This window comes from Pseudomonas sp. NFACC04-2, from assembly GCF_900119265.1.
Lineage (GTDB): Bacteria > Pseudomonadota > Gammaproteobacteria > Pseudomonadales > Pseudomonadaceae > Aquipseudomonas > Aquipseudomonas fluorescens_AA.
Window position 1 is genome coordinate 91793 of the sequence record NZ_FPJC01000016.1, and the last position, 19982, is coordinate 111774.

At 60.7% G+C, this 19982-nt stretch carries 21 protein-coding genes; 13 read left to right on the forward strand and 8 right to left on the reverse strand.

What is annotated here, in order from left to right:
* Position 1 precedes the first annotated feature (1 nt).
* Positions 2-238, reverse strand: coding sequence for a DUF3820 family protein (locus tag BT125_RS20390; RefSeq protein WP_060738861.1), 237 nt, complete (start codon positions 236-238; stop codon positions 2-4).
* Positions 239-444: 206 nt separating this feature from the next.
* Here BT125_RS20390 and BT125_RS20395 point away from each other — a divergent pair, with 206 nt between their 5' ends.
* From BT125_RS20395 to BT125_RS20410, 4 genes are all read left to right on the forward strand, one after another.
* Positions 445-912 (forward strand): PA2169 family four-helix-bundle protein, encoded by a 468-nt coding sequence (locus BT125_RS20395; protein WP_072409698.1) that lies wholly within the window; start codon positions 445-447, stop codon positions 910-912.
* A 239-nt stretch (positions 913-1151) separates the two neighbouring features.
* The gene (locus BT125_RS20400; RefSeq protein ID WP_072409700.1) at positions 1152-3152 is read left to right on the forward strand and encodes an FUSC family protein; all 2001 of its coding nucleotides are present in this window, start codon (positions 1152-1154) and stop codon (positions 3150-3152) included.
* Entirely contained in the window at positions 3139-3345 is a 207-nt protein-coding gene (locus tag BT125_RS20405) for a DUF1656 domain-containing protein (protein ID WP_003198565.1), read from the forward strand. Before BT125_RS20400 ends, BT125_RS20405 begins: the two co-directional genes overlap by 14 nt.
* Before the next feature lie 9 nt (positions 3346-3354).
* A complete protein-coding gene (locus tag BT125_RS20410) occupies positions 3355-4218 on the forward strand; it encodes an efflux RND transporter periplasmic adaptor subunit (protein ID WP_060738858.1) in 864 nt (287 codons plus the stop codon).
* 107 nt (positions 4219-4325) lie between these two features.
* Here BT125_RS20410 and BT125_RS20415 read toward each other — a convergent pair whose 3' ends face one another.
* Both BT125_RS20415 and BT125_RS20420 read right to left on the reverse strand, forming a co-directional pair.
* Positions 4326-4796 carry a MaoC family dehydratase gene (locus BT125_RS20415; RefSeq protein ID WP_060738857.1) on the reverse strand — a complete coding sequence of 157 codons (471 nt, stop codon included), beginning with the start codon at positions 4794-4796 and terminating at the stop codon, positions 4326-4328.
* A gap of 40 nt (positions 4797-4836) precedes the next feature.
* On the reverse strand, positions 4837-5781 hold the full coding sequence (locus tag BT125_RS20420; protein ID WP_072409702.1) for an alpha/beta hydrolase: 945 nt from the start codon (positions 5779-5781) through the stop codon (positions 4837-4839).
* A gap of 224 nt (positions 5782-6005) precedes the next feature.
* Here BT125_RS20420 and fadD2 point away from each other — a divergent pair, with 224 nt between their 5' ends.
* Both fadD2 and fadD1 read left to right on the forward strand, forming a co-directional pair.
* Positions 6006-7694 carry a long-chain-fatty-acid--CoA ligase FadD2 gene (gene fadD2, locus BT125_RS20425; RefSeq protein ID WP_072409704.1) on the forward strand — a complete coding sequence of 563 codons (1689 nt, stop codon included), beginning with the start codon at positions 6006-6008 and terminating at the stop codon, positions 7692-7694.
* Positions 7695-8058: 364 nt separating this feature from the next.
* Positions 8059-9750, forward strand: coding sequence for a long-chain-fatty-acid--CoA ligase FadD1 (gene fadD1 / locus BT125_RS20430; protein WP_072409705.1), 1692 nt, complete (start codon positions 8059-8061; stop codon positions 9748-9750).
* Between the two features lie 204 nt (positions 9751-9954).
* On the opposite strand, the gene BT125_RS20435 is transcribed toward fadD1, so the two are convergent.
* Complete coding sequence (locus BT125_RS20435; protein ID WP_072409707.1) at positions 9955-10332, reverse strand: hypothetical protein; 378 nt, start codon at positions 10330-10332, stop codon at positions 9955-9957.
* A 196-nt stretch (positions 10333-10528) separates the two neighbouring features.
* Between BT125_RS20435 and BT125_RS20440 the strand changes: the two genes are divergently transcribed.
* The 3 genes from BT125_RS20440 (at position 10529) to def (ending at position 12380) form a co-directional block, all read left to right on the forward strand.
* Positions 10529-10720 carry a CsbD family protein gene (locus tag BT125_RS20440; RefSeq protein ID WP_072409709.1) on the forward strand — a complete coding sequence of 64 codons (192 nt, stop codon included), beginning with the start codon at positions 10529-10531 and terminating at the stop codon, positions 10718-10720.
* A 173-nt stretch (positions 10721-10893) separates the two neighbouring features.
* Entirely contained in the window at positions 10894-11844 is a 951-nt protein-coding gene (locus tag BT125_RS20445; protein WP_072409711.1) for a YihY/virulence factor BrkB family protein, read from the forward strand.
* On the forward strand, positions 11841-12380 hold the full coding sequence (gene def, locus BT125_RS20450; RefSeq protein WP_072409713.1) for a peptide deformylase: 540 nt from the start codon (positions 11841-11843) through the stop codon (positions 12378-12380). The genes BT125_RS20445 and def overlap by 4 nt, the downstream gene beginning before the upstream one ends.
* 140 nt (positions 12381-12520) lie before the next feature.
* On the opposite strand, the gene BT125_RS20460 is transcribed toward def, so the two are convergent.
* The 3 genes from BT125_RS20460 to BT125_RS20470 form a co-directional block, all read right to left on the reverse strand.
* The gene (locus tag BT125_RS20460; protein ID WP_072409717.1) at positions 12521-12928 is read right to left on the reverse strand and encodes a GNAT family N-acetyltransferase; all 408 of its coding nucleotides are present in this window, start codon (positions 12926-12928) and stop codon (positions 12521-12523) included.
* A 290-nt stretch (positions 12929-13218) separates the two neighbouring features.
* Positions 13219-13773: a hypothetical protein gene (locus BT125_RS20465; protein ID WP_072409719.1), complete on the reverse strand. Its 555-nt coding sequence runs from the start codon at positions 13771-13773 to the stop codon at positions 13219-13221.
* A 160-nt stretch (positions 13774-13933) separates the two neighbouring features.
* Entirely contained in the window at positions 13934-14965 is a 1032-nt protein-coding gene (locus tag BT125_RS20470; RefSeq protein WP_072409721.1) for an HTH-type transcriptional regulator GntR, read from the reverse strand.
* A gap of 216 nt (positions 14966-15181) precedes the next feature.
* Here BT125_RS20470 and BT125_RS20475 point away from each other — a divergent pair, with 216 nt between their 5' ends.
* Positions 15182-15715 (forward strand): gluconokinase, encoded by a 534-nt coding sequence (locus BT125_RS20475; protein ID WP_072409722.1) that lies wholly within the window; start codon positions 15182-15184, stop codon positions 15713-15715.
* A 91-nt stretch (positions 15716-15806) separates the two neighbouring features.
* Positions 15807-17159: a GntP family permease gene (locus BT125_RS20480; protein ID WP_060738845.1), complete on the forward strand. Its 1353-nt coding sequence runs from the start codon at positions 15807-15809 to the stop codon at positions 17157-17159.
* Between the two features lie 162 nt (positions 17160-17321).
* Here the strand turns inward: BT125_RS20480 and alaC are convergent, their stop codons facing one another.
* Positions 17322-18539: an alanine transaminase gene (alaC, locus tag BT125_RS20485; protein ID WP_072409724.1), complete on the reverse strand. Its 1218-nt coding sequence runs from the start codon at positions 18537-18539 to the stop codon at positions 17322-17324.
* A gap of 208 nt (positions 18540-18747) precedes the next feature.
* Between alaC and BT125_RS20490 the strand changes: the two genes are divergently transcribed.
* Positions 18748-19410 (forward strand): LysE family translocator, encoded by a 663-nt coding sequence (locus BT125_RS20490; protein WP_072409726.1) that lies wholly within the window; start codon positions 18748-18750, stop codon positions 19408-19410.
* 80 nt (positions 19411-19490) lie between these two features.
* The gene (locus tag BT125_RS20495; protein ID WP_072409728.1) at positions 19491-19979 is read left to right on the forward strand and encodes a GyrI-like domain-containing protein; all 489 of its coding nucleotides are present in this window, start codon (positions 19491-19493) and stop codon (positions 19977-19979) included.
* Positions 19980-19982 lie beyond the last annotated feature (3 nt).

The following is a 19982-nucleotide window of genomic DNA, read 5'->3' on the forward strand; positions in this document are numbered from 1 at the left end:
GTCAATGGCGAGGTTTGGGCAGGCCATGTTTGGCGCGCAGCGGGTCCAGCAGGTCGGACAAACCGTTATGATCGATTTCCTGCATCAATGCCAGCAAACCACCGAGTTCACCGTGGGGGAAACCCTCGCGAGCGAACCAGTTGAGGTATTGACCCGGCAGGTCGGCAAGGATTCGGCCCTTGTATTTACCAAAGGGCATTTGACGCGTGACGAGCAACTCGAGCTTTTCTGGATTCATGGCAATCGTCTTGATTCAAACCTGTCCTGAAAATACAGGCATTCTGCATGCAGGCCAAATGACAGATCATGCAAATAGCGCGGATACAGATTTCAGGCTGTTTATTAACTATTTGATTTTTAAGTAATTTTATTGTGATTGATGGCTGGCATGGCTGATGCAATATCCCTTGCAGGTTTTTTATTCACCAGCAAAGGAACTGAAAAATGACTGACATCAACAAAGAATCCATCTCCGTCTTGAACGACCTGATCGAGACCAGCAAGGATGGCCAGGAAGGGTTCAAGACCTGCGCTGAAGACATCAAGCATCCAGAGCTCAAGACGCTGTTCGTCCAGCGTGCCGCCGATTGCGCTACTGCGGCAGCCGAACTGCAAGCGGCCGTTCGTTCGCTGGGCGGTGATCCGGAAACCTCCACCAGCGTCGCCGGTGACCTGCACCGTCGCTGGGTGGACGTGAAATCCATGTTCACCGGCAAGGATGAAGAAGCGGTGCTCAACGAAGCCGAGCGAGGCGAGGACCATGCGCTCAAGGCTTACAAAGAGGCGCTGGAGAAAATCAACAAGCACAACCTGGTCGGTATTCGGGACTTGGTCGAGCGCCAGTACCATGGTGTGCAACGCAACCATGATCAGGTCAAGGCGCTGCGTAACCAGGCGCGTGCCCGCTCTTAACACGCCTTGAGTTAAAAAAACGCCAGCTTGCCTGGCGTTTTTTTTGTTTGGGGCTCGGATTGAAGGTGACACTGTTGTAGCGAATCAGGTTGGCTCACTCAGCCTCAATCAGAAAAAGTGTGTTGTTCAATCCATCAATAATCAGCTCTGGACTCTAATAGGTAGCTAGCTAATAATTGCGCCACCTATCCCTCCGCATTGCATCTATTGTTATTGGCGTCCCCCAAAGAGTTTTTCGCGTGCCCATTACCTTCCAGGCCTTGTTCGCCCCCGACCGCCTCGCTGTGCAGTTCGCCATCAAGACCGTGCTCGGCGCTGGGCTGGCGTTGTGGCTGGCGTTGCGCTGGGGGTTGGAGCAGCCGTCGTGGGCGCTGATGACGGCGATCATCGTCGCCCAGCCACTGTCCGGGATGGTGGTGCAGAAAGGGCTGGCGCGATTGGTCGGCACGTTGGTGGGCACCGTCATGTCGGTGGTGTTCATGGGCCTGTTTGCCCAGGCGCCCTGGTTGTTCCTGCTGGCCTTGGCGCTCTGGCTGGGCCTTTGCACGGCCTGTTCGACGCTGCTGCGCAGTGCCTGGTCGTATTCATTCGTGTTGGCCGGCTACACGGTGGCGATCATTGCCTTGCCAGCCATTTCCCATCCGCTGGGGGTGTTTGACCAAGCGGTGGCGCGCTGCACCGAGATTAGCCTGGGCATCGTCTGTGCCACGGCGGCCAGTGCCTTGCTCTGGCCGTTGCGGGTCGAGCGGCAACTGGCCGGTCAGGCCCTGGCTGCCTGGCAGAGTGGCATGCAGGCAGCCCGTGCGACCCTAGCGGGCGATGCCCAGGCCCGTAAAGGGTTGCTGGAAATTCTGGGCAGGATCGTCGCGGTGGATGCCCAGCGCGAACATGCCTGGTTCGAAGGCAGCCGTGGTCGACAGCGAGCCCGGGCCATCAGCGGCTTGAGCCAGAAATTGCTGATGCTGCTGCGTATTTCGCGCTCGGTGCGCCGACAGTGGAAGCAGCTTGACCCCGAGGAAACCGTGGCGCTCCAGCCGTGGATGAACGAGGTGCAGCAAGCCCTCGATGCCGACAGCGCGACCCTGCAAGCCCTGCGCCCTCGGGTGTGGGATGCGTCCCACGATCCGCAGATCAGTGCGGCGCAAAGCTACTGCCTGGCGCGGTTCGCCTTGTTGCTCGATACCGCCCTGGCCGCCTGCGCAGCCTTGACGGCGGTGCAGGAGGGCAGGGAGGCGGCAGACCCACCCCGCACCTTGACGCCCCATCGCGACTTGTCCCTGGCCATGGTCTTCGGCGCGCGCAGCGCCCTGGCATTCCTGGCGGTGGCCTGTTTCTGGCTGGCGACCGCCTGGCCCGCCGCATCGGGTGCGCTGGTACTGACGTGTGTGGTGTGCAGCCTGTTCGCCAGTCGCGAAAACGGCGCGCAGATCGGCATGAGTTTTCTGCGAGGCATCTTTTTGGCTGTGCCGACGGCCTTCGTGATCGGCGAACTCGTGCTGCCACAATGGAGTAGTTTCGCGATGCTGTGCCTGGCCATGGGCGTGCCGTTGTTTTTCGGGGCATTGGGCATGGCCAAGCCGCAGATCTTCGCCACGGCGACGTCGTTCTGCCTGCATTTCGTGGTGTTGATTTCACCGCTCAATGCCATGAAATACGACGTCGCGGCGTTCTTCAATAACGCCCAGGCCATGATGATCGGTGTGGGGGCGGCGGTGCTGGCCTTCAATCTGCTGATTTTGCGCAACCCGGCCTGGCACAGTCGCCGTCTGCTGGCCGCGACCCTTCACGATCTGGTGCGCCTGACCCATCGCCGCCTGCCGGGGGCCGAGAGTTGGTTCGGCGGGCGCATGGCCGACCGGCTGTTACAGCTCGCCAGGCATTACCCTGAACTGCCGGTGCAGTCGCGCAGCCGTTGGGATGATGGTTTGCTTGGCCTGGACATCGGCGATGAACTGTTGCATTTGCGCCTGAGCCTGGCCGTCGCCCAAGTGCCCGATACCCGGGCGCAGCGCCGTTATTTCGAAGCGCTGGAGCGGGTGCTCGAGCGTGGTCCGGCCGGTGACCAGGCCGATGCGCTGGCCCCGGCGAGCGCCGCATTCCTGAATGTGTTGTCGACCCAGCCGACCAGCGATGCACTGAAGCTGGCCCAGGGGGCGGTGGTGCAATTGCAAAACAGCTGGCGCGCCTGGTGCAGCCAGCACGAACCAGAACGACGGGAGCACAGCCATGGGCTTGCGTGAATGGTCGATTGGCGGGGTGTTGCTCAGCCCGTTCCTGATTTATGTGGTGCTGGCGTTGCTGGTGACCGGCGCGCTGCGCCTGTTGCTCAGCCTGGTGCCGGCCGGGCGCTGGATCTGGCATGAAGCCTTGTTCGACTGCGCGCTGTATGTCTGTGTCCTGACTGTCATTACCGTGGTCCTCGGGCCGCTATAGGAGTTGAACATGCGTACTTCCGTACGTGTCGCCGTCACGCTGTGCATGGTGGCCGTGGCGATCTTCGCCGGCTTTCACCTGTGGCAGTACTACATGCTCACGCCCTGGACTCGCGATGCGCGGATCCGCGCCGACGTGGTGGTGATCGCACCCGACGTCTCGGGCTGGGTGCGCGAACTCAAGGCTGTGGATAACCAGCAGGTCAAGGCCGGTGATCTATTGTTGAGCATCGACCGCGAGCGTTTCGAGGCGGCGGTGGAGAAGGCCCGGGCTGTGGTCCAGACACGCCAGCAGCAGCTGAGTCTGCGCGAACATGAAGCCAGTCGCCGCGCCGCCCTGGGGCCCCAGGCCATCAGTGCCGAACTACGGGAAAACGCCCAGATCAACGCCGGCATCGCCCGCGGCGAACTGCGCGAAGCCCAGGCCGAGGCCAAGGTCGCCGAGCTCAACCTGGCCCGCAGCCAGGTCCTGGCCCCTCGCAGCGGCCACATCACCAACCTGCGCCTGGCCGAAGGCAACTACGTGAATGCCGGGCAGCCGGTCATGGCGCTGATCGACGACTCGACGTTCTATGTGCAGGCCTATTTCGAAGAAACCAAGTTGCCCAGGATTCGTGTGGGCGATCCGGTCAAGATCTGGCTGATGAGTGCCGGCCATGCGCTAGAGGGGCATGTCGAAAGCATCAGCCGCGGCATTACCGACCGCAACACCAACCCCGATGCGCAGTTGCTGGCGGAGGTGGAGCCGACTTTCAACTGGGTGCGCCTGGCCCAGCGGATCCCGGTGCGGATCAAGCTGGACAAGGTGCCGGAGGGCGTGAACCTGAGCGCCGGGATGACGGCGAGCGTGCAGGTGCAGGAGGGCCAGCAATAACTTGTGGGAGCGAGCTTGCTCGCGATGGCGGCCTGGCATTCTCCATCGAGGTCGACGGTCCGACTCATCGCGAGCGAGCTCGCTCCCACAAGGTCACGCAGAAGCTGTTAGCCAATGCTGATCGCCGGCAACGTCGGCAAGGTCACGGTCTGCTGCTTGCGCGGGGCGAGGATTTCGGCTTCGCCGTCCACCACCAGCTCATCGCGCTGGTTGAACACACGTGTGGCGATGCGTACACGGAACTTCGGCATCTTTTCCAGGATTTCCAGGCGCACGGTCAGGGTGTCGCCGATTTTCACCGGTTTCTGGAAGCTCATCTGCTGGCCGATATAGATCGTGCCCGGCCCAGGCAGCTCGCACGCCACCGCCGCGCTGATCAGCGCACCGCTGAACATGCCGTGGGCGATGCGCTCCTTGAACATGCTCGCCGCGGCGAATTCAGCGTCCAGATGCACCGGGTTGTGATCGCCCGACATCGCCGCGAACAGCTGGATGTCGCGTTCTTCGACGGTTTTGCTGTAGCTGGCGGTCTGGCCGATTTCGAGGGCTTCGTAAGGGGTGTTGGTAACCTGGGTCATCTGTTTCAGATCCTGTGGAATAAAGGAAAACGCGGCAAGCCTACTCGCTGCGTGGCGGCCGCTTGTGGTCCAGGGCCTGGGCAATCCAGGCCAGCACGTCGGCGGTCACTTCATCGCGGTTGGTTTCATTGAACAATTCGTGCCGGGCCTGCGGGTAAATCGTCAATTGCAGGTGCTGGCTGCCGGCGTCGCGCAAGGCGTCGGCCAGATCCTTCAGACGCTTGCCTTCGCTCACCGGATCACATTCGCCACCGATCACCAGCAGGGGCAGGCCCGGATCGATCTGGGCGAGATTGGACGCTTTGCTGATTTGCTGCAAGCCGCCGAGCAGGTCGATCCACAGTTGATTGGTGCAGCGAAAGCCGCACAGCGGGTCCTGGACGTACTTGTCGACTTCGACCGGATCGCGACTGAGCCAGTCGAAGGGGGTACGGGTCGGTTTGAATTTCTTGTTGAAACTGCCGAACGACAGCCACTCGATCAAGGCACTGCGCCCCGTCGCACCCTGGCGCCGGCGTTCGAAGCGGGCGATCAGGCGAGCGCTGCGGTAGAGCGTCACCGGCTGGAAGTTCGAACCGCTGAGAATCGCCCCGTGCAGGCTGGCGCTGTGATGCAGCAGGTATCCCTGGGCGATGTAGCTGCCCATGCTGTGACCCAGCAGCAGGATGGGCGTATCGGGATGTTGCTGGCCGATGTGATGGTTGAGGCTGGCCAAGTCGCCCACGACTTTGGCCCAGCCGTCCTCGTCGGCAAAGTGGCCGAGAGTCGCTTCCTCGCCGGTCTTGCCATGGCCGCGCAGGTCCATCCCATAGACACCGTAGCCTGCGTCGCACAGCGCCTGGGCCAGGCGGGCGTAGCGGCCGCTATGTTCGGCCATGCCGTGGGCCAGCATGATCACCGCCAACGGGGCGGTTTCGGGCAGCCACTGGTTGACGAACAGGCGGCTATGGTCGGTCGCGGTCAGCCAGAACGTTTGGTGGATCATGGCGATTCCTTTGCACAAAGTCAGACGCAGCGTCGCTGCATTGTATAGCGCATCCGTTGCGTCTCGCCTGATCAGGCCACGCCATGGCAAGAAGATTCACACAATCTATGACGCAGGTTGCCATATTTGCCTGATTGGCCATAGCTGCTAGTGTCCCAAGAGCTCCGCCTCTGCAAGCGATACAGACGCGGCCCGGACATGCTCAGGTAAAGAGGACAAAAACAATGCAGCCTGATTTCTGGAATGACAAACGCCCGGCCGGCGTGCCCCTGGACGTCGACTTGGGCGCCTACAAGTCGGTGATCGAGGTGTTCGAGCGTTCCTGCAAGAAATTTGCCGACCGTCCGGCGTTCAGCAATATGGGGGTGACCCTCACCTATGCCGAGCTCGAGCGCTACAGCGCGGCCTTCGCCGGCTACCTGCAAACCCATACCGACCTGGCGCCTGGCGATCGTATCGCGGTGCAGATGCCTAACATCCTGCAATACCCGATCGCCGTGTTCGGTGCCTTGCGCGCCGGGCTGATCGTGGTCAACACCAACCCGCTGTACACCGCGCGGGAAATGCGTCATCAGTTCAAGGACTCCGGTGCCCGGGCGCTGGTGTACCTGAACATGTTCGGGCAGAAAGTCCAGGAGGTGTTGCCCGATACGGACCTGCAGTACCTGATCGAAGCGAAGATGGGCGACCTGATGCCCACCGCCAAGGGCTGGCTGGTCAACACGATGGTGAGCAAGGTCAAGAAAATGGTGCCGGCCTATTCGCTGCCCCAGGCCGTTTCCTTCAAAAGCGCCTTGCGCCTGGGACGTGGGCAGGGCATCAAGCCGCTGAAGGTCAGCCTCGACGATATTGCGGTATTGCAATACACCGGCGGCACTACCGGGTTGGCGAAGGGCGCGATGCTGACCCACGGCAACCTGGTGGCCAACATGCAACAGGCCCGGGCCTGTCTGGGACAGCTCGGCGATGACGGCCAGCCGCTGCTGCGCGAAGGCCAGGAGGTCATGATCGCGCCACTGCCGCTGTACCATATCTATGCGTTCACGGCGAACTGCATGTGCATGATGGTGACCGGCAATCACAACGTGCTGATCACCAATCCACGGGACATCGGCGGCTTTATCAAGGAACTGAAGAACTGGCGTTTCTCGTTGCTGCTGGGGCTCAACACGCTGTTCGTGGCGTTGATGGACCATCCGGATTTCAAGACCCTGGATTTTTCCCACCTCAAGGTCACCAACTCCGGTGGTACCGCGTTGATCAAGGCCACCGCCGAGCGTTGGCAGCAGCTCACCGGTTGCGGTATTACCGAGGGCTATGGCCTGACCGAAACCTCACCGGTGGCGAGTGCCAATCCGTATGGTGGCAAGTCTCGGTTGGGCACGGTGGGGATGCCGGTGCCGGGTACGCTGATGAAAGTGATCAACGACGATGGCGTCGAGCAGCCCCTGGGCGAGCGCGGCGAGCTGTGCATCAAGGGGCCGCAGATCATGAAAGGCTATTGGAACAAGCCCGAGGCCACGGCCGAAGTGCTGGACAGCGAGGGCTGGTTCAAGTCTGGCGATATCGCGGTGATCGACCCGGACGGGTTCGTGCGCATCGTCGACCGCAAGAAGGACATGATCATCGTCTCGGGTTTCAATGTGTACCCCAACGAGATCGAAGATGTGGTGATGGCCCATCCCAAGGTGGCCAACTGCGCGGTGATCGGCGTGCCGGACGAGCGTTCGGGGGAGGCGGTGAAGTTGTTCGTGGTGGCGCGGGAAAGCGGGGTCAGCCTTGAAGAACTCAAGGCCTACTGCAAGGAGAACTTCACCGGCTACAAGATCCCCAAGCACATCGTGTTGCGGGACTCATTGCCGATGACGCCGGTGGGCAAGATCCTGCGGCGGGAGTTGCGGGATATCGCCTGAGGCACCTGCCTCATGGAAACCCTGTGGGAGCGAGCTCGTTCGCGATGGCGGTAGGTCAGTGACAGAGATGTTGGCTGATACCCCGCCATCGCGAGCAAGCTCGCTCCCATCGTTTTTTATGTATTCGGGGTCATTATCCAGGGCTTAGAATTTTTACTCTAAAAATGACCATGAAATATTCAAGAGTCATGTTTATGACTGTAGGGGTTGTTTTTGGCTCTAGGCGACCCTGGGCAAAGCTGCTACTCTCGGCGCGCTTTGTGACTTCTCGGCCTTGATTCAAGCCAGATTCACCAATAAACACACACCAATAATAATCGCATCAAATGCGGTGAGAATTCGCGTTGCTGAGGAGTGGGCTTCCATGATCGAAGACTTTTGGAAGGATAAGTACCCAGCTGGGATTGCTGCCGACATCAATCCAGACGAGTATCCGAATATTCAGGCGGTGTTGAAGCAGTCCTGCCAACGCTTTGCCAACAAGCCGGCATTCAGCAACCTCGGCAAGACGATCACCTACGGTGAGCTCTACGAGTTGTCCGGGGCGTTTGCCGCGTACCTGCAACAGCATACCGATTTACAGCCGGGCGATCGAATCGCCGTGCAGTTGCCCAACGTCCTCCAATACCCGGTGGCTGTGTTCGGTGCGATCCGTGCCGGGCTGATCGTGGTCAACACCAACCCGTTGTACACCGCGCGGGAAATGGAACATCAGTTCAACGACTCCGGCGCCAAGGCGCTGGTGTGCCTGGCGAACATGGCGCACCTGGCGGAAGCCGTGGTGCCGAAGACGGGCGTCAAGCACGTCATCGTCACCGAGGTCGCCGACCTGCTGCCACCGCTCAAGCGCCTGTTGATCAACAGCGTGATCAAGTACGTCAAGAAGATGGTCCCGGCTTATCACTTGCCCAAGGCCGTCAAGTTCAACGACGTGCTGAGCAAAGGCCACGGCCAGCCGGTGAACGAAGCCAACCCCACCAGCGACGATGTGGCCGTGCTGCAATACACCGGCGGCACCACCGGCGTGGCCAAGGGCGCGATGCTCAGCCATCGCAACCTGGTGGCGAACATGCTGCAGTGCAAGGCGCTGATGGGCTCCAACCTCAATGAAGGTTGCGAGGTGTTGATCACGCCGCTGCCGCTGTACCACATCTATGCCTTCACTTTTCATTGCATGGCGATGATGCTGATCGGCAACCACAATATCCTGATCAGCAACCCCCGCGACCTTTCGGCGATGGTCAAGGAACTGTCGAAGTGGAAGTTCAGCGGTTTCGTCGGTCTCAACACGCTGTTCGTGGCCCTGTGCAACAACGAAGCCTTCCGCAAGCTGGACTTCTCGGCACTGAAAGTCACCCTGTCCGGAGGCATGGCGTTGCAATTGGCCGCGGCCGAGCGCTGGAAAGCGGTGACCGGTTGCCCGATCTGCGAAGGCTATGGCATGACTGAGACCAGTCCGGTGGCCACCGTCAACCCGATCCAGAACATCCAGATCGGCACCATCGGCATTCCCGTTCCGTCGACGCTGTGCAAGGTGATCAACGATGCGGGCGTCGAACAGCCATTGGGCGAAATCGGCGAACTGTGTGTGAAAGGTCCGCAGGTCATGAAGGGCTACTGGCAGCGCCAGGACGCCACCGATGAGATCCTCGACAGCGACGGCTGGCTCAAGACCGGCGATATCGCGGTGATCCAGCCGGACGGCTACATGCGCATCGTCGATCGCAAGAAGGACATGATCCTGATCTCCGGTTTCAACGTGTACCCCAACGAACTGGAAGATGTGCTGGCAACCCTGCCGGGCGTGCTGCAATGCGCGGCCATCGGCGTACCGGACGAGAAGTCTGGCGAGGCGATCAAGATTTTCATCGTCGCACGGCCGGGTGTCACGTTGACCAAGGAGCAGGTGATGGAACACATGCGTGCCAACGTCACCGGCTACAAGGTGCCCAAGGCCGTGGAGTTCCGCGATGCCTTGCCGACCACCAACGTGGGCAAGATCCTGCGCCGCGAGTTGCGGGATGAAGAGCTCCGGAAACTGGGGCTGAAAAAGTAAAAGCTTGTAGACGAAAGCCCCGCGGAAGCGGGGCTTTTTGTTGGGCGATAACCTGAAGCGAGAGCGCTTTTGTGGCGAGGGAGCTTGCTCCCGCTGGGCTGCGCAGCAGGCCCCTGCGATTCTACTGACACACCGCAAGGGCCGCTGCGCGTCCAGCGGGAGCAAGCTCCCTCGCCACAGGGAACCGGTGCCTCTCGGGTTCGGTTACAACCTGAACTGCGCGAAATCCAGGTTGGTGCCACCCGGCCGCATGTCCTGCAGGTAGGCGTCCTTGTCGGCGCTCAGTTCCAGGCTCAGGGCTGCCTTGCGCTTGCCTTGGTTGCGCACTTCCAGGCCTTCCATTTTTTCCCGCAGGAACACGGTCGGTACCTTCAAGTGCAGCAACTCATCGGTGGCCGGCGTGTGCAGCAGCAGGTGGATCCATTCGTATTGACCAATGGCCAGGCGCGCCACCGGGATATCGAACCAGAAGATGTTGCGGTTGCGGTTCAATTCGCTGAAGTGGCAGTTGTTGACGCCCAGTACGGCGCCGCCCAGTGCTTGGTTCCTGCGGGCGATGGCCTGCTTTTTATCGAGTTTCATAACGTTCCTACGGGGTTGGAGCTTCAAGCCGCAGCTTGAATACGTGGGGCATTCTCGGGGGTTGATCGACAAACATAAAGTGCAACCTGCATTCAACGATGAAATGTGCCGCTGAAAAAAATGAAACTCCCCGCGAACGGCCCCGGTCAACCCTTATGTAATGAGTTTTCGTACTGTTTTTCACAGGAGAGACATCATGAGTAGCACGAGCGATAAAGTGAAGGGCGTTGCCAACGAAGCCGTTGGCAACATCAAGCAGGGCGTCGGCAAGGCCACCGACAATGACCGCATGCGCGCCGAGGGCGTAGTCCAGGAGAAAAAAGGCGAGGCCCAACAAGCCGTGGGCAAGGCCAAGGATGCGGTCAAGAAAGGCGTCGACGAGGCATAACCTGCCTGTAGTAACGCGATTGGAACGGTCATCTGCGGGTGGCCGTTTTCATGTCGGCTCGAACTTGCGCCGGGGAAATTGTTCCAAAGTCGCCAAACAGGTTACTTTGTCTTGGATAACAACCCCATGAGTCGCCAGGCGACCTTCCTTTTTTGCGGCGAAAGGAGACGCACATGATGTTTCCGGCCTTGAAAGGCTTACCTTTGCATCGTGTGATGATGCGTACCGTGACCGAGTTTCTCGACGACGAGATGTCGACCTATGCCTCGGCACTGGCCTACCAGATGCTGTTTTCGCTGTTCCCCTTCATTCTCTTCCTGATTGCCTTGATCGGTTTCCTGCACTTGCCGGACTTCTTCTCGTGGTTGCGCCTGCAATCGGAGCTGGTGCTGCCGCCCCAGGCCTTGGAGCAGGTCAACCCGGTGATCGACCAGCTCCAGCAATCCAAGGGCGGCTTGTTGTCGGTGGGTATCGTCATTGCCTTGTGGACCGCTTCGGCGGGCGTGCGGCTGATGATGAGCGCGATGAACGCTGCCTACGACGTCGTGGAAGGCCGTCCGGCCTGGAAGCGCTTCCCGCTGTCGATCTTCTACACCGTCGGCATCGCCGGCATGCTGCTGGCCGCTGCGGCGTTGATGGTGCTCGGGCCGCAGGTGATGGGCTGGATTGCGGCCCAGGTCGGGCTGGAGGAGTTCATCGTCACGCTCTGGACGATCGTGCGCTGGCCGGTGATCGTGTTCTTGCTGATGGTGGCTGTGGCGCTGATCTATTACGTGATGCCCGACGTCAAGCAGGAGTTTCGCTTCATCACGCCGGGGTCGGTGCTGGCGGTGGTGGTGTGGATCATCGCGTCCCTGGGGTTCGCGTTTTACGTCAAGACCTTTGCTAACTACAACGCCATGTATGGCAGCATCGGCGCGATCATTGTGTTGTTGCTGTATTTCTATATTTCTTCGGCGGTGCTGTTGCTCGGCGCGGAAATGAATGCGGTGATCGAGCACATGTCCACCGAGGGCAAGAACCCGGGTGAAAAGAGCGCGGGCGAGCACGAAAAGCAGCATGTGTCGGGCCTGGGGCGCGACCATTCCATTCCTCACACCCACCCTGACGAAGCCCGACCATGATCCGTGACATCTTGAAAATGGGCGACGAACGCCTACTGCGCATCGCCTCGCCGGTGCCCGCCGAAATGTTCGACAGCCCAGAGTTGTGGCAATTGATCGATGACATGTTCCAGACCATGGAAAGCGTCGGCGGTGTCGGCCTGGCGGCGCCGCAGATTGGCGTCGATCTGCAGCTGGTGATCTTCGGCTTTGAGCACAGCGAGCGTTACCCCGACGCCGAGACGGTGCCCCAGACCATCCTGATCAACCCGCTGATCACCCCCCTGGGCCCGCAGATGGAAGAGGGTTTCGAAGGTTGCCTATCGGTGCCGGGCCTGCGCGGTGCGGTGGAGCGCTACCAACACATCCGCTATGAAGGCTTCGATCCCAAGGGCGAGCCGATCGTACGTTACGCATCGGGCTTCCATGCGCGGGTGGTGCAGCATGAATGCGATCATCTGATCGGGCGCTTGTACCCGTCGCGCATCACTGATTTCAGCAAGTTCGGCTTTACCGAAGTGATGTTCCCGGACCTGGACCCGGCTGCAGACGACTGATTGCCGGACGCAACCCCCTGTGGGAGCGGGCTTGCTCGCGAAAGCGGTAGGTCAGCTTGCATGGATGTTGAATGTGCCGCCGTCTTCGCGAGCAAGCCCGCTCCCACATGAGATATGTATTGCATTCCAGGTCAGGGTATTTAGCTCAACCCCATCGCAATCATCGGCTTGCTGCGGGCATAGCGGCTCAGGCGTTCAGCCATCGCATAGGGCAGTTCAGGGTCGAAGCTGAAACCACGCCGCTCATAAAAGCCGCGCAAGTCCGGGTGACAGAACAGCCACACCGGCTCGTCCACACCGTTCACCGCTTCGGCGATCAATCGCGCGGCAATGCCCTGGACGCGGTACGCCGGGTCGACGAACAACCCCGTCAACCAATGCCCACCCGACACCGGCCGCAAGCACAGGGCGGCGACGATCTCATCGCACCGTGCCACCCACAGCTGCGCGTCACGCACCGCTTTCATCGAGGATTGGTGAGCGCGATAGAACTTGTTCATCAGCGGCCACAGCGGTTCTTCGAGCTGTGTGTAGTGGATTTCGGACATGGCGGGGTCGCGGACGATAAGGGGAGGGCGATTATAAAAGAACACGAGTGCGGCGATAGGTGTATACCTGACTTCACATCCCGTATGACTGGAGTACGTATCATGGCCAAAGGCATGGATTCAAAAAAAGCGGCAAAGAAAAAACCGGCGAAGACCGCCGATGAAAAGCGCGCCGACAAGAAAACCAAAAAGGTGAACCTGTTCGGTCATTGAACCGGTACCGCCTTGGCGGGCCTCAGGTTTGAGCTGGGCGGTCGCCCCAGCTCAAACGCTTCGTGATGTGCCCAGGCTCAAAGGGAGGCGAGAAACATGTCCGTGGCCGAGGTTTTGTCGCCCGTGCGGCTCTCCTGGGCCTTTTCCACTTGGGCCATCGCCGACTTGTCCTGCATGCGCTGGGCAATCTCCTGGCTGACAGCCAACTGCTTCTCGGGCGGCATCGCCTCGAACTCTTCCTCGGTAATGCCCATCTCTTCGAGAATGCTGTCGCGCAGTCGCTCTTCGGGCGTCTTGCTCATGTAGTCCTTGAACTCTGCCGTGGCGGAGCCGCCCAGTGTCGTGGCCTTTTCAGGCATTGACGAGGCCACGGTCTGCAATTGCACGCGCGTCTTGGCGAACGCCTCATCCACCTTGTCGCTGATGGCGGTGGCGGCATTGACCTGTTGCGTGGCTCGTTGGGTGAAGGAATCCTGGACCTGGGCACTGCCCTGGCTGGCTTGGGCCTGGACGTTATCGCGCAACGCCTGCAACGCGGCGCTTTGCAGGCCGCTGGCGGCTTCGGCGGTGGGATCCTCGCCCGGGCGTTTGAGTGGCAAGACCATCGCTTGCTGTTTGGCACTGACCAACATGATGAACACCTGTAGGTAATGGCTGAGCGATGGGCAGGAGCAATTCCCATGCCGCCTGCGCGTTGGCCGTATTCCAAGGGGTATGGACAAATGCGCGGCGAGCGGGGGCGGCCAACCCTTGCCGTCGGACGGCATGGATCGACCGCTTGAGCGTGGCGCTTCAGGTGCTTTCGCGAACCTTGAGCTCGAAACCCATGTCCACCACCGGCTGCGCGATGCGGTTGCCAGCCATCAGCGTCAGCATCTGTTCGGCGGCGCGGCGGCCGATGGCTTCCCGTGGGGTGCTGATGCTGCTCAGGCGCGGCACCATATGGGCCGAGGCGGGCAGGTCGTTGAAGCCCAGGACCGAGACCTGCTCGGGGATCTTGATGCCGCAGCGCAATGCTTCGAACAGGGCGCCGTGGGCCAGGTCGTCGTTGCCGAAGAAGATCGCATCGACATCCGGGTGGCTGTCGAGCAATTGCAGGAACAATTCCCCGCCCAGGCCCACCGAGGATGGACGCGGGGTCAGCAGTTCCAGGTCCGGGTCATACAAACCGGCTTGTTGCAGGGCGCGGCGAAACCCTTCGCCGCGCAGCAGGGTGCGCTGGTCCAGTTGCGCGCCGATGTAGGCCAGGCGCTTGCGGCCCTTGGAAATCAAGTGCTCGGCCGCCGTTTCGCCAGCCTTGAGCTGGGAAAAACCGACGCAGTTGAGCCCGGCGCCGGGGTCCAGTTCCATCATGTATACGCACGGGATGTTGCTGGCCTCGATCATGCGCCGGGCGCTTTCGGTGCGGTCGAAACCGGTCAGCAGCAACCCCCGTGGCTGATAGGCCATGTAGTTGCGCAACAGGTCTTCTTCCTCTTCCCGGGAGTAGTGGTAGTTGCCGATCACCACTTCGAAGCCCTTGGGCCGCAGCACCCGATGGATGGCTTCCAGGGTGTCGATGAACAACAGGTTGGACAACGACGGCACCAGCACCACCACCGAATGGCTCTGGGCCGAAGCCAGGGCACGGGCCGCGGGATTGACCACGTAGTTGAGTTCCACGGCGGCCCGGCGGACTTTTTCCACCAGTTCCGAGGCGACGGTGCTGACGCCACGCAGGGCACGGGAGGCGGTGATAGGGCTGACACCGGCCAGGCGTGCGACTTCGTTGAGCGTGGGGCGACCGGTGGTGCGCGTATTCTTATCGTTTTTAGGGACGGTCATCAGGGCGGCTTGCCAAACAAAAATCAAGGTACTAAGGTAGCGCTGTCTCGACGCCGCTGCAAATGCGTGAGCGGGGGTTGCCTGATCCCCCGTCCGTGGGTGTCGTGAACGAACATGCTGCAACCACAAAAATGACAAGAAGGCGTCGGCAACTTCTGCTTTTGCTGCGGTGTCATAACTGGCAAAGGTAGCGCTGTCTGCGCGCTGAGGTGTTACATGAACAATCCCATCACCGCCCTGGTCATCATGGGCGTTGCCGGTTGCGGCAAAACGTGTGTCAGCCAGGCCCTGTGCCAGTTGAGCGGCGCCACCGCCATTGAAGGCGACACGTTCCACCCTGCGGCCAACATCCAGAAGATGAGCGCCGGTATCCCCTTGAACGACGACGACCGTGCCGGCTGGCTCGACAGCCTGTGCGATGAGTTGCGCCGTGTCGATGCCACGGGCGAGCGCCCGGTGCTGACCTGTTCGGCCCTCAAGCACAGTTATCGCGAGCGCCTGCGCAGCGCCTTGCCCGGCCTGGGCTTCGTGTTCCTTGAATTGACCCCCGAAGTGGCCGCCGACCGCGTTTCCCATCGTCCCGGCCATTTCATGCCGTCGACCCTGATCGACAGCCAGTTCGCCACCCTTGAATCCCCTGTCGGCGAGCCCCTGACCCTGGCTCTGGACGCGTCCAGCCACAGCGTTGACGAACTGGCGCAGCAGGCTTACCTCTGGTGGTTGGCCCACGGTTTGAAGCTGGCCAGTTGAGTTTCAAAAATTTGCGTCAGAAAGATAGCGCTGTCCCGACGACTCATAAATAACTGCTTCAATAACAACAACAAATCAGGAGACACCTCCCATGTTCGGCATGTCCCACGAGACGTTCCTACTGCTTGATGCAGTGGTCACGGTGATCGGACTCATCGTCCTCATCACCAAGTTCAAATTCCACCCGTTCATTGCCCTGACCATCGCCGCCGCGTTCCTCGGCCTGACGTCGGGCATGCCGACCGGCACCATCATCAAGGCGTTCCAGGACGGCTTCGGTGGCGTGCTGGGCTTTGTCGGCATCATCCTCGCGCTGGGCACGATGCTCGGCAAAATGATGGCCGAGTCGGGCGGGGCCGATCAGATCGCCCAGACCCTGATCCGCGCCTTCGGCAAGGACAAGGTGCAGTGGGCGATGATGTTCGCCGCCTTCCTGGTGGGCATCCCACTATTCTTCGAAATCGGCTTCGTGCTGCTGATCCCGCTGGTGTTCATCGTCGCGCGCCGCACCGGCGTGTCGATCATCAAGATCGGTATCCCGCTGCTGGCCGGTCTTTCCGCGGTCCACGGCCTGGTGCCGCCGCACCCGGGGCCGTTGCTGGCGATTGGCATATTTGGCGCCGACATCGGCAAGACCATTCTCTATGGCCTGATCGTCGCGCTGCCGACTGCCATCATTGCCGGCCCGATCTTCGGTACGTTCATTGCCAAGCACATCCCCGGCCATCCGAACCAGGAGCTGGTGGACCAACTGGCCCGCGAGACGAGCGCCGCCGAGCTGCCAAGCTTCAGCATCACCTTGATCACCGTGCTGTCGCCGGTGTTCCTGATGCTGCTCAAGACCTTCGCTGACGTGGCGCTGCCGGACGGCAACCTCTTCCGCGCCTGGATGGACATGATCGGTCACCCGATCTCGGCGTTGCTGCTGGCGTTGTTGCTGTCGCTGTACACCTTCGGCTACAAGCAGGGCATCGGTTCCAGCCAGATGCTCAAATGGCTGGACGCCAGCCTTGCGCCGACCGCCGCGATCATCCTGATCATCGGTGCCGGTGGTGGCTTCAAGCAGATGCTGGTCACCAGCGGCGTGGGCGATGTGATCGGTCACATGGCGGTGAGTGCGCAGATCTCGCCGATCCTGCTGGCGTGGCTGGTGGCCGCAGTGATCCGTATTGCCACAGGTTCGGCGACGGTGGCGACCATTACCGGTGCCGGTATCGTGGTGCCGGTGGTGGGGATGATGCCGGGTGTGAACCGTGAGCTGCTGGTGCTGGCGACCGGTGCCGGTTCGTTGATCCTGTCCCACGTCAACGATGCGGGCTTCTGGCTGGTCAAGCAGTACTTCAACATGACCGTGGCCGAGACCTTCAAGACCTGGACCGCGATGGAAACCATCCTGTCCGTGGTGGGATTGATCTTTATCCTGCTGCTGTCGCTGGTGGTCTAACCGACAACACTGTAGTCAATGTGGGAGCGGGCTTGCTCGCGAAGGCGGACTGACAGTCAACAAATAGGTTGAATGTTATATCGCCTTCGCGAGCAAGCCCGCTCCCACACTGGTTTCTGGTGATCAACAAATCCAGGGAAATACCCACATTGGGTTTTTGTCTCAGCCGTTGGTTTTGTGAACCAACCCATCCGCCCGGAACATCCCACGGATCCCACGCACCGCCTGGCGGATCCGGTCCTGGTTTTCGATCAGCGCAAAGCGCACGTGATCATCCCCATATTCCCCGAACCCCACCCCCGGCGAGACGCAGACCTTGGCCTCGGCCAACAGTTTCTTGGCGAACTCCAACGAACCCAGGTGCGCGTAGGCCTCGGGAATCTTGGCCCAGACGTACATCGATGCCTTCGGGTTCTCTACCATCCAGCCCAGCTCATGCAGGCCCTTGACCAGTACGTTGCGGCGCTGGCGGTACTGCTCGGCGATGTCGCGCACGCATTGCTGGTCGCCTTCGAGGGCCGCGATGGCCGCCACCTGCAATGGGGTAAAGGTGCCGTAGTCGTGGTAGCTCTTGATCCGCGCCAGGGCGCTGACCAGTTCCGGGTTGCCCACCATGAAGCCGATGCGCCAGCCGGCCATGTTGTAGCTCTTGGACAGGGTGAAGAATTCCACCGCGATGTCTTTCGCGCCCGGCACTTGCATGATCGACGGGGCTTTCCAGCCGTCATACACGATGTCGGCGTAGGCCAGGTCGTGGATCACCAGCACGTCGTACTGCTTGGCCAGGGCGATGACTCGCTCGAAGAAGTCCAGTTCCACGCACTGGGCGGTGGGGTTGGATGGGAAGCCGAGGATCATCATCTTCGGCTTGGGGATCGAGCCGCGAATGGCCCGCTCCAGTTCGTCGAAGAAATCCACCCCTGGCACCAACGGCACCGAGCGTACCTGGGCGCCAGCGATCACCGCGCCGTAGATGTGGATCGGATAGCTGGGGTTGGGCACCAGCACCGTGTCGCCCTGGTCCAGGGTGGCCAGCATCAGGTGGGCCAGGCCTTCCTTGGAACCGATGGTGACAATGGCTTCGGTTTCCGGGTCGATGTCCACTTCGTAGCGGTCCTTGTACCAGCGCGAAATGGCGCGGCGCAGGCGCGGGATGCCTTTGGAGGTGGAGTAACCGTGGGTGTCTTCACGCTGGGCGACGGTAACCAGTTTTTCCACGATGTGTGGAGGCGTGGCGCCGTCGGGATTACCCATGCTCAAGTCGATGATGTCTTCGCCGCGCCGACGCGCAGCCATCTTCAGCTCGGCAGTGATATTGAATACATACGGGGGGAGTCGATCGATGCGCGCAAAGCGGCGCGGCGAACCTTGTTCGGCCATTGTTGCCTCGAGATACGTGAGCGCCCGGAACCGTCCGAGCGACGTTGGCCACTGCGGTGGCCTGCGGCGCAAGATAATCGGGCGGATGTCGGATTGTCCAGTAGCCGCGCCGAACTATTTTCGACGACACTGTCGCCCTGGCCGCGGCGCCATCGACGGTCGCAGCGGCTTGTTGAACCTGTCTCACCCAATCCTGATGGAACGAATGATGGAATTTTCCAGCGGCTTCCTGCTGAGCCTTTCGCTGTGCCTGGACATTGGCGTGGCCAATATCGCGATGATCACCCTGGCGATGCAGCGCGGGTATTTCCAGGGGTTCGCCCTGGGCCTGGGCACCTGTGTGGGCGATCTGATCTATGCCGTCCTGGCCTTGGCCGGCATGACCGTATTGCTGCAATACGAAGCGGTGCGCTGGGTGCTATGGGTCGGCGGCTCGGTACTGTTGCTGTATTTCGCGGCGAAGATGATCCACTCGGCGATCTATCACAGCGCGGTACTGGCCGAGGCGGGTGACGTGCAGGGCAACTCTTCGCGCCAGGAGTTCTTGCGCGGGATTTTCCTGGCCATGTCATCGCCCAGTGCCATCCTCTGGTTCGCGGCGGTGGGCGGTACGCTGATCGCCCGTTCGGGCGGCGGAACCTTGCTCAGCTCGGCGCTGTTTCTCAGTGGTTTTCTCTGCGCCGGGCTCCTGTGGTGCGCGGCCTTGTGCCTGGCGGCAACCCAGGGCGGCAAACTGTTGGGGGATAAATTGTTGCGTTATTCCTATTGGGCATCCGCCGCGATCTTCTGTTATTTCGCGGTGTACGTGATCGTTTCTGGCTACAACGAGTTTGTAGGAAACGCCGTCACCGGGCCCCTCCCTGGCATTTGACAAGCGAAACGGGCCTGGCAATCACGGTTTGGCTTCTATACTGCCAAGCCCGACTTCACGTTTTGCTGGAGTGTTGCCGCATGGAAAAGCCCAAACGCGATTGCACAGCCGTACCACGCTTTGAACAGGGATGTTTTCAGCTCATCGCCGGCTTTGGTGCTCGGTTTACCCAGGACACCGCCCAAGACATCCCTTTGCTCTGGGAAAAGTTCCTGCCCTGGCTCGGCAAGGTGCCAGGGCAGAAAGATGAAGTGACCTACGGTGTGTGTTGCAACCCGGACGGGAAGGGTGGGTTCGAATACATCGCCGGCGTGGAAATCAGCCGGCTCGACGATTTGCCGGAGCAATACCGCTGGATCGAAGTCCAGCCAGGCCATTACGCGGTCTTCGAACACAAAGGGCCATTGAAAAAGCTGCCAGATACGTTCCAGTACATCTGGAACGAGTGGCTGCCCCATTCCGGTTACGAAGCGGCGGATGAGCCTGAATTCGAGCGCTACAGCGAAGACTTCAACCCCAGGACAGGCCAAGGCACCCTGGAGATCTGGATCCCGCTCAAGCCAAGCTGATCG

What these genes read in the sequence shown, in the direction of transcription:
- BT125_RS20480 (WP_060738845.1), top strand. Translation starts at nt 15,807, where the DNA reads ATGTTCGGCATGTCCCACGAGACGTTCCTACTGCTTGATGCAGTGGTC.
- BT125_RS20415 (WP_060738857.1), bottom strand. Translation starts at nt 4,796, where the DNA reads ATGACCCAGGTTACCAACACCCCTTACGAAGCCCTCGAAATCGGCCAG.
- BT125_RS20440 (WP_072409709.1), top strand. Translation starts at nt 10,529, where the DNA reads ATGAGTAGCACGAGCGATAAAGTGAAGGGCGTTGCCAACGAAGCCGTT.
- BT125_RS20470 (WP_072409721.1), bottom strand. Translation starts at nt 14,965, where the DNA reads ATGACCGTCCCTAAAAACGATAAGAATACGCGCACCACCGGTCGCCCC.
- fadD1 (WP_072409705.1), top strand. Translation starts at nt 8,059, where the DNA reads ATGATCGAAGACTTTTGGAAGGATAAGTACCCAGCTGGGATTGCTGCC.
- BT125_RS20475 (WP_072409722.1), top strand. Translation starts at nt 15,182, where the DNA reads ATGAACAATCCCATCACCGCCCTGGTCATCATGGGCGTTGCCGGTTGC.
- alaC (WP_072409724.1), bottom strand. Translation starts at nt 18,539, where the DNA reads ATGGCCGAACAAGGTTCGCCGCGCCGCTTTGCGCGCATCGATCGACTC.
- BT125_RS20390 (WP_060738861.1), bottom strand. Translation starts at nt 238, where the DNA reads ATGAATCCAGAAAAGCTCGAGTTGCTCGTCACGCGTCAAATGCCCTTT.
- BT125_RS20435 (WP_072409707.1), bottom strand. Translation starts at nt 10,332, where the DNA reads ATGAAACTCGATAAAAAGCAGGCCATCGCCCGCAGGAACCAAGCACTG.
- fadD2 (WP_072409704.1), top strand. Translation starts at nt 6,006, where the DNA reads ATGCAGCCTGATTTCTGGAATGACAAACGCCCGGCCGGCGTGCCCCTG.
- BT125_RS20465 (WP_072409719.1), bottom strand. Translation starts at nt 13,773, where the DNA reads ATGTTGGTCAGTGCCAAACAGCAAGCGATGGTCTTGCCACTCAAACGC.
- BT125_RS20445 (WP_072409711.1), top strand. Translation starts at nt 10,894, where the DNA reads ATGATGTTTCCGGCCTTGAAAGGCTTACCTTTGCATCGTGTGATGATG.
- BT125_RS20420 (WP_072409702.1), bottom strand. Translation starts at nt 5,781, where the DNA reads ATGATCCACCAAACGTTCTGGCTGACCGCGACCGACCATAGCCGCCTG.
- BT125_RS20495 (WP_072409728.1), top strand. Translation starts at nt 19,491, where the DNA reads ATGGAAAAGCCCAAACGCGATTGCACAGCCGTACCACGCTTTGAACAG.
- BT125_RS20490 (WP_072409726.1), top strand. Translation starts at nt 18,748, where the DNA reads ATGGAATTTTCCAGCGGCTTCCTGCTGAGCCTTTCGCTGTGCCTGGAC.
- BT125_RS20405 (WP_003198565.1), top strand. Translation starts at nt 3,139, where the DNA reads ATGGGCTTGCGTGAATGGTCGATTGGCGGGGTGTTGCTCAGCCCGTTC.
- BT125_RS20460 (WP_072409717.1), bottom strand. Translation starts at nt 12,928, where the DNA reads ATGTCCGAAATCCACTACACACAGCTCGAAGAACCGCTGTGGCCGCTG.
- def (WP_072409713.1), top strand. Translation starts at nt 11,841, where the DNA reads ATGATCCGTGACATCTTGAAAATGGGCGACGAACGCCTACTGCGCATC.
- BT125_RS20410 (WP_060738858.1), top strand. Translation starts at nt 3,355, where the DNA reads ATGCGTACTTCCGTACGTGTCGCCGTCACGCTGTGCATGGTGGCCGTG.
- BT125_RS20395 (WP_072409698.1), top strand. Translation starts at nt 445, where the DNA reads ATGACTGACATCAACAAAGAATCCATCTCCGTCTTGAACGACCTGATC.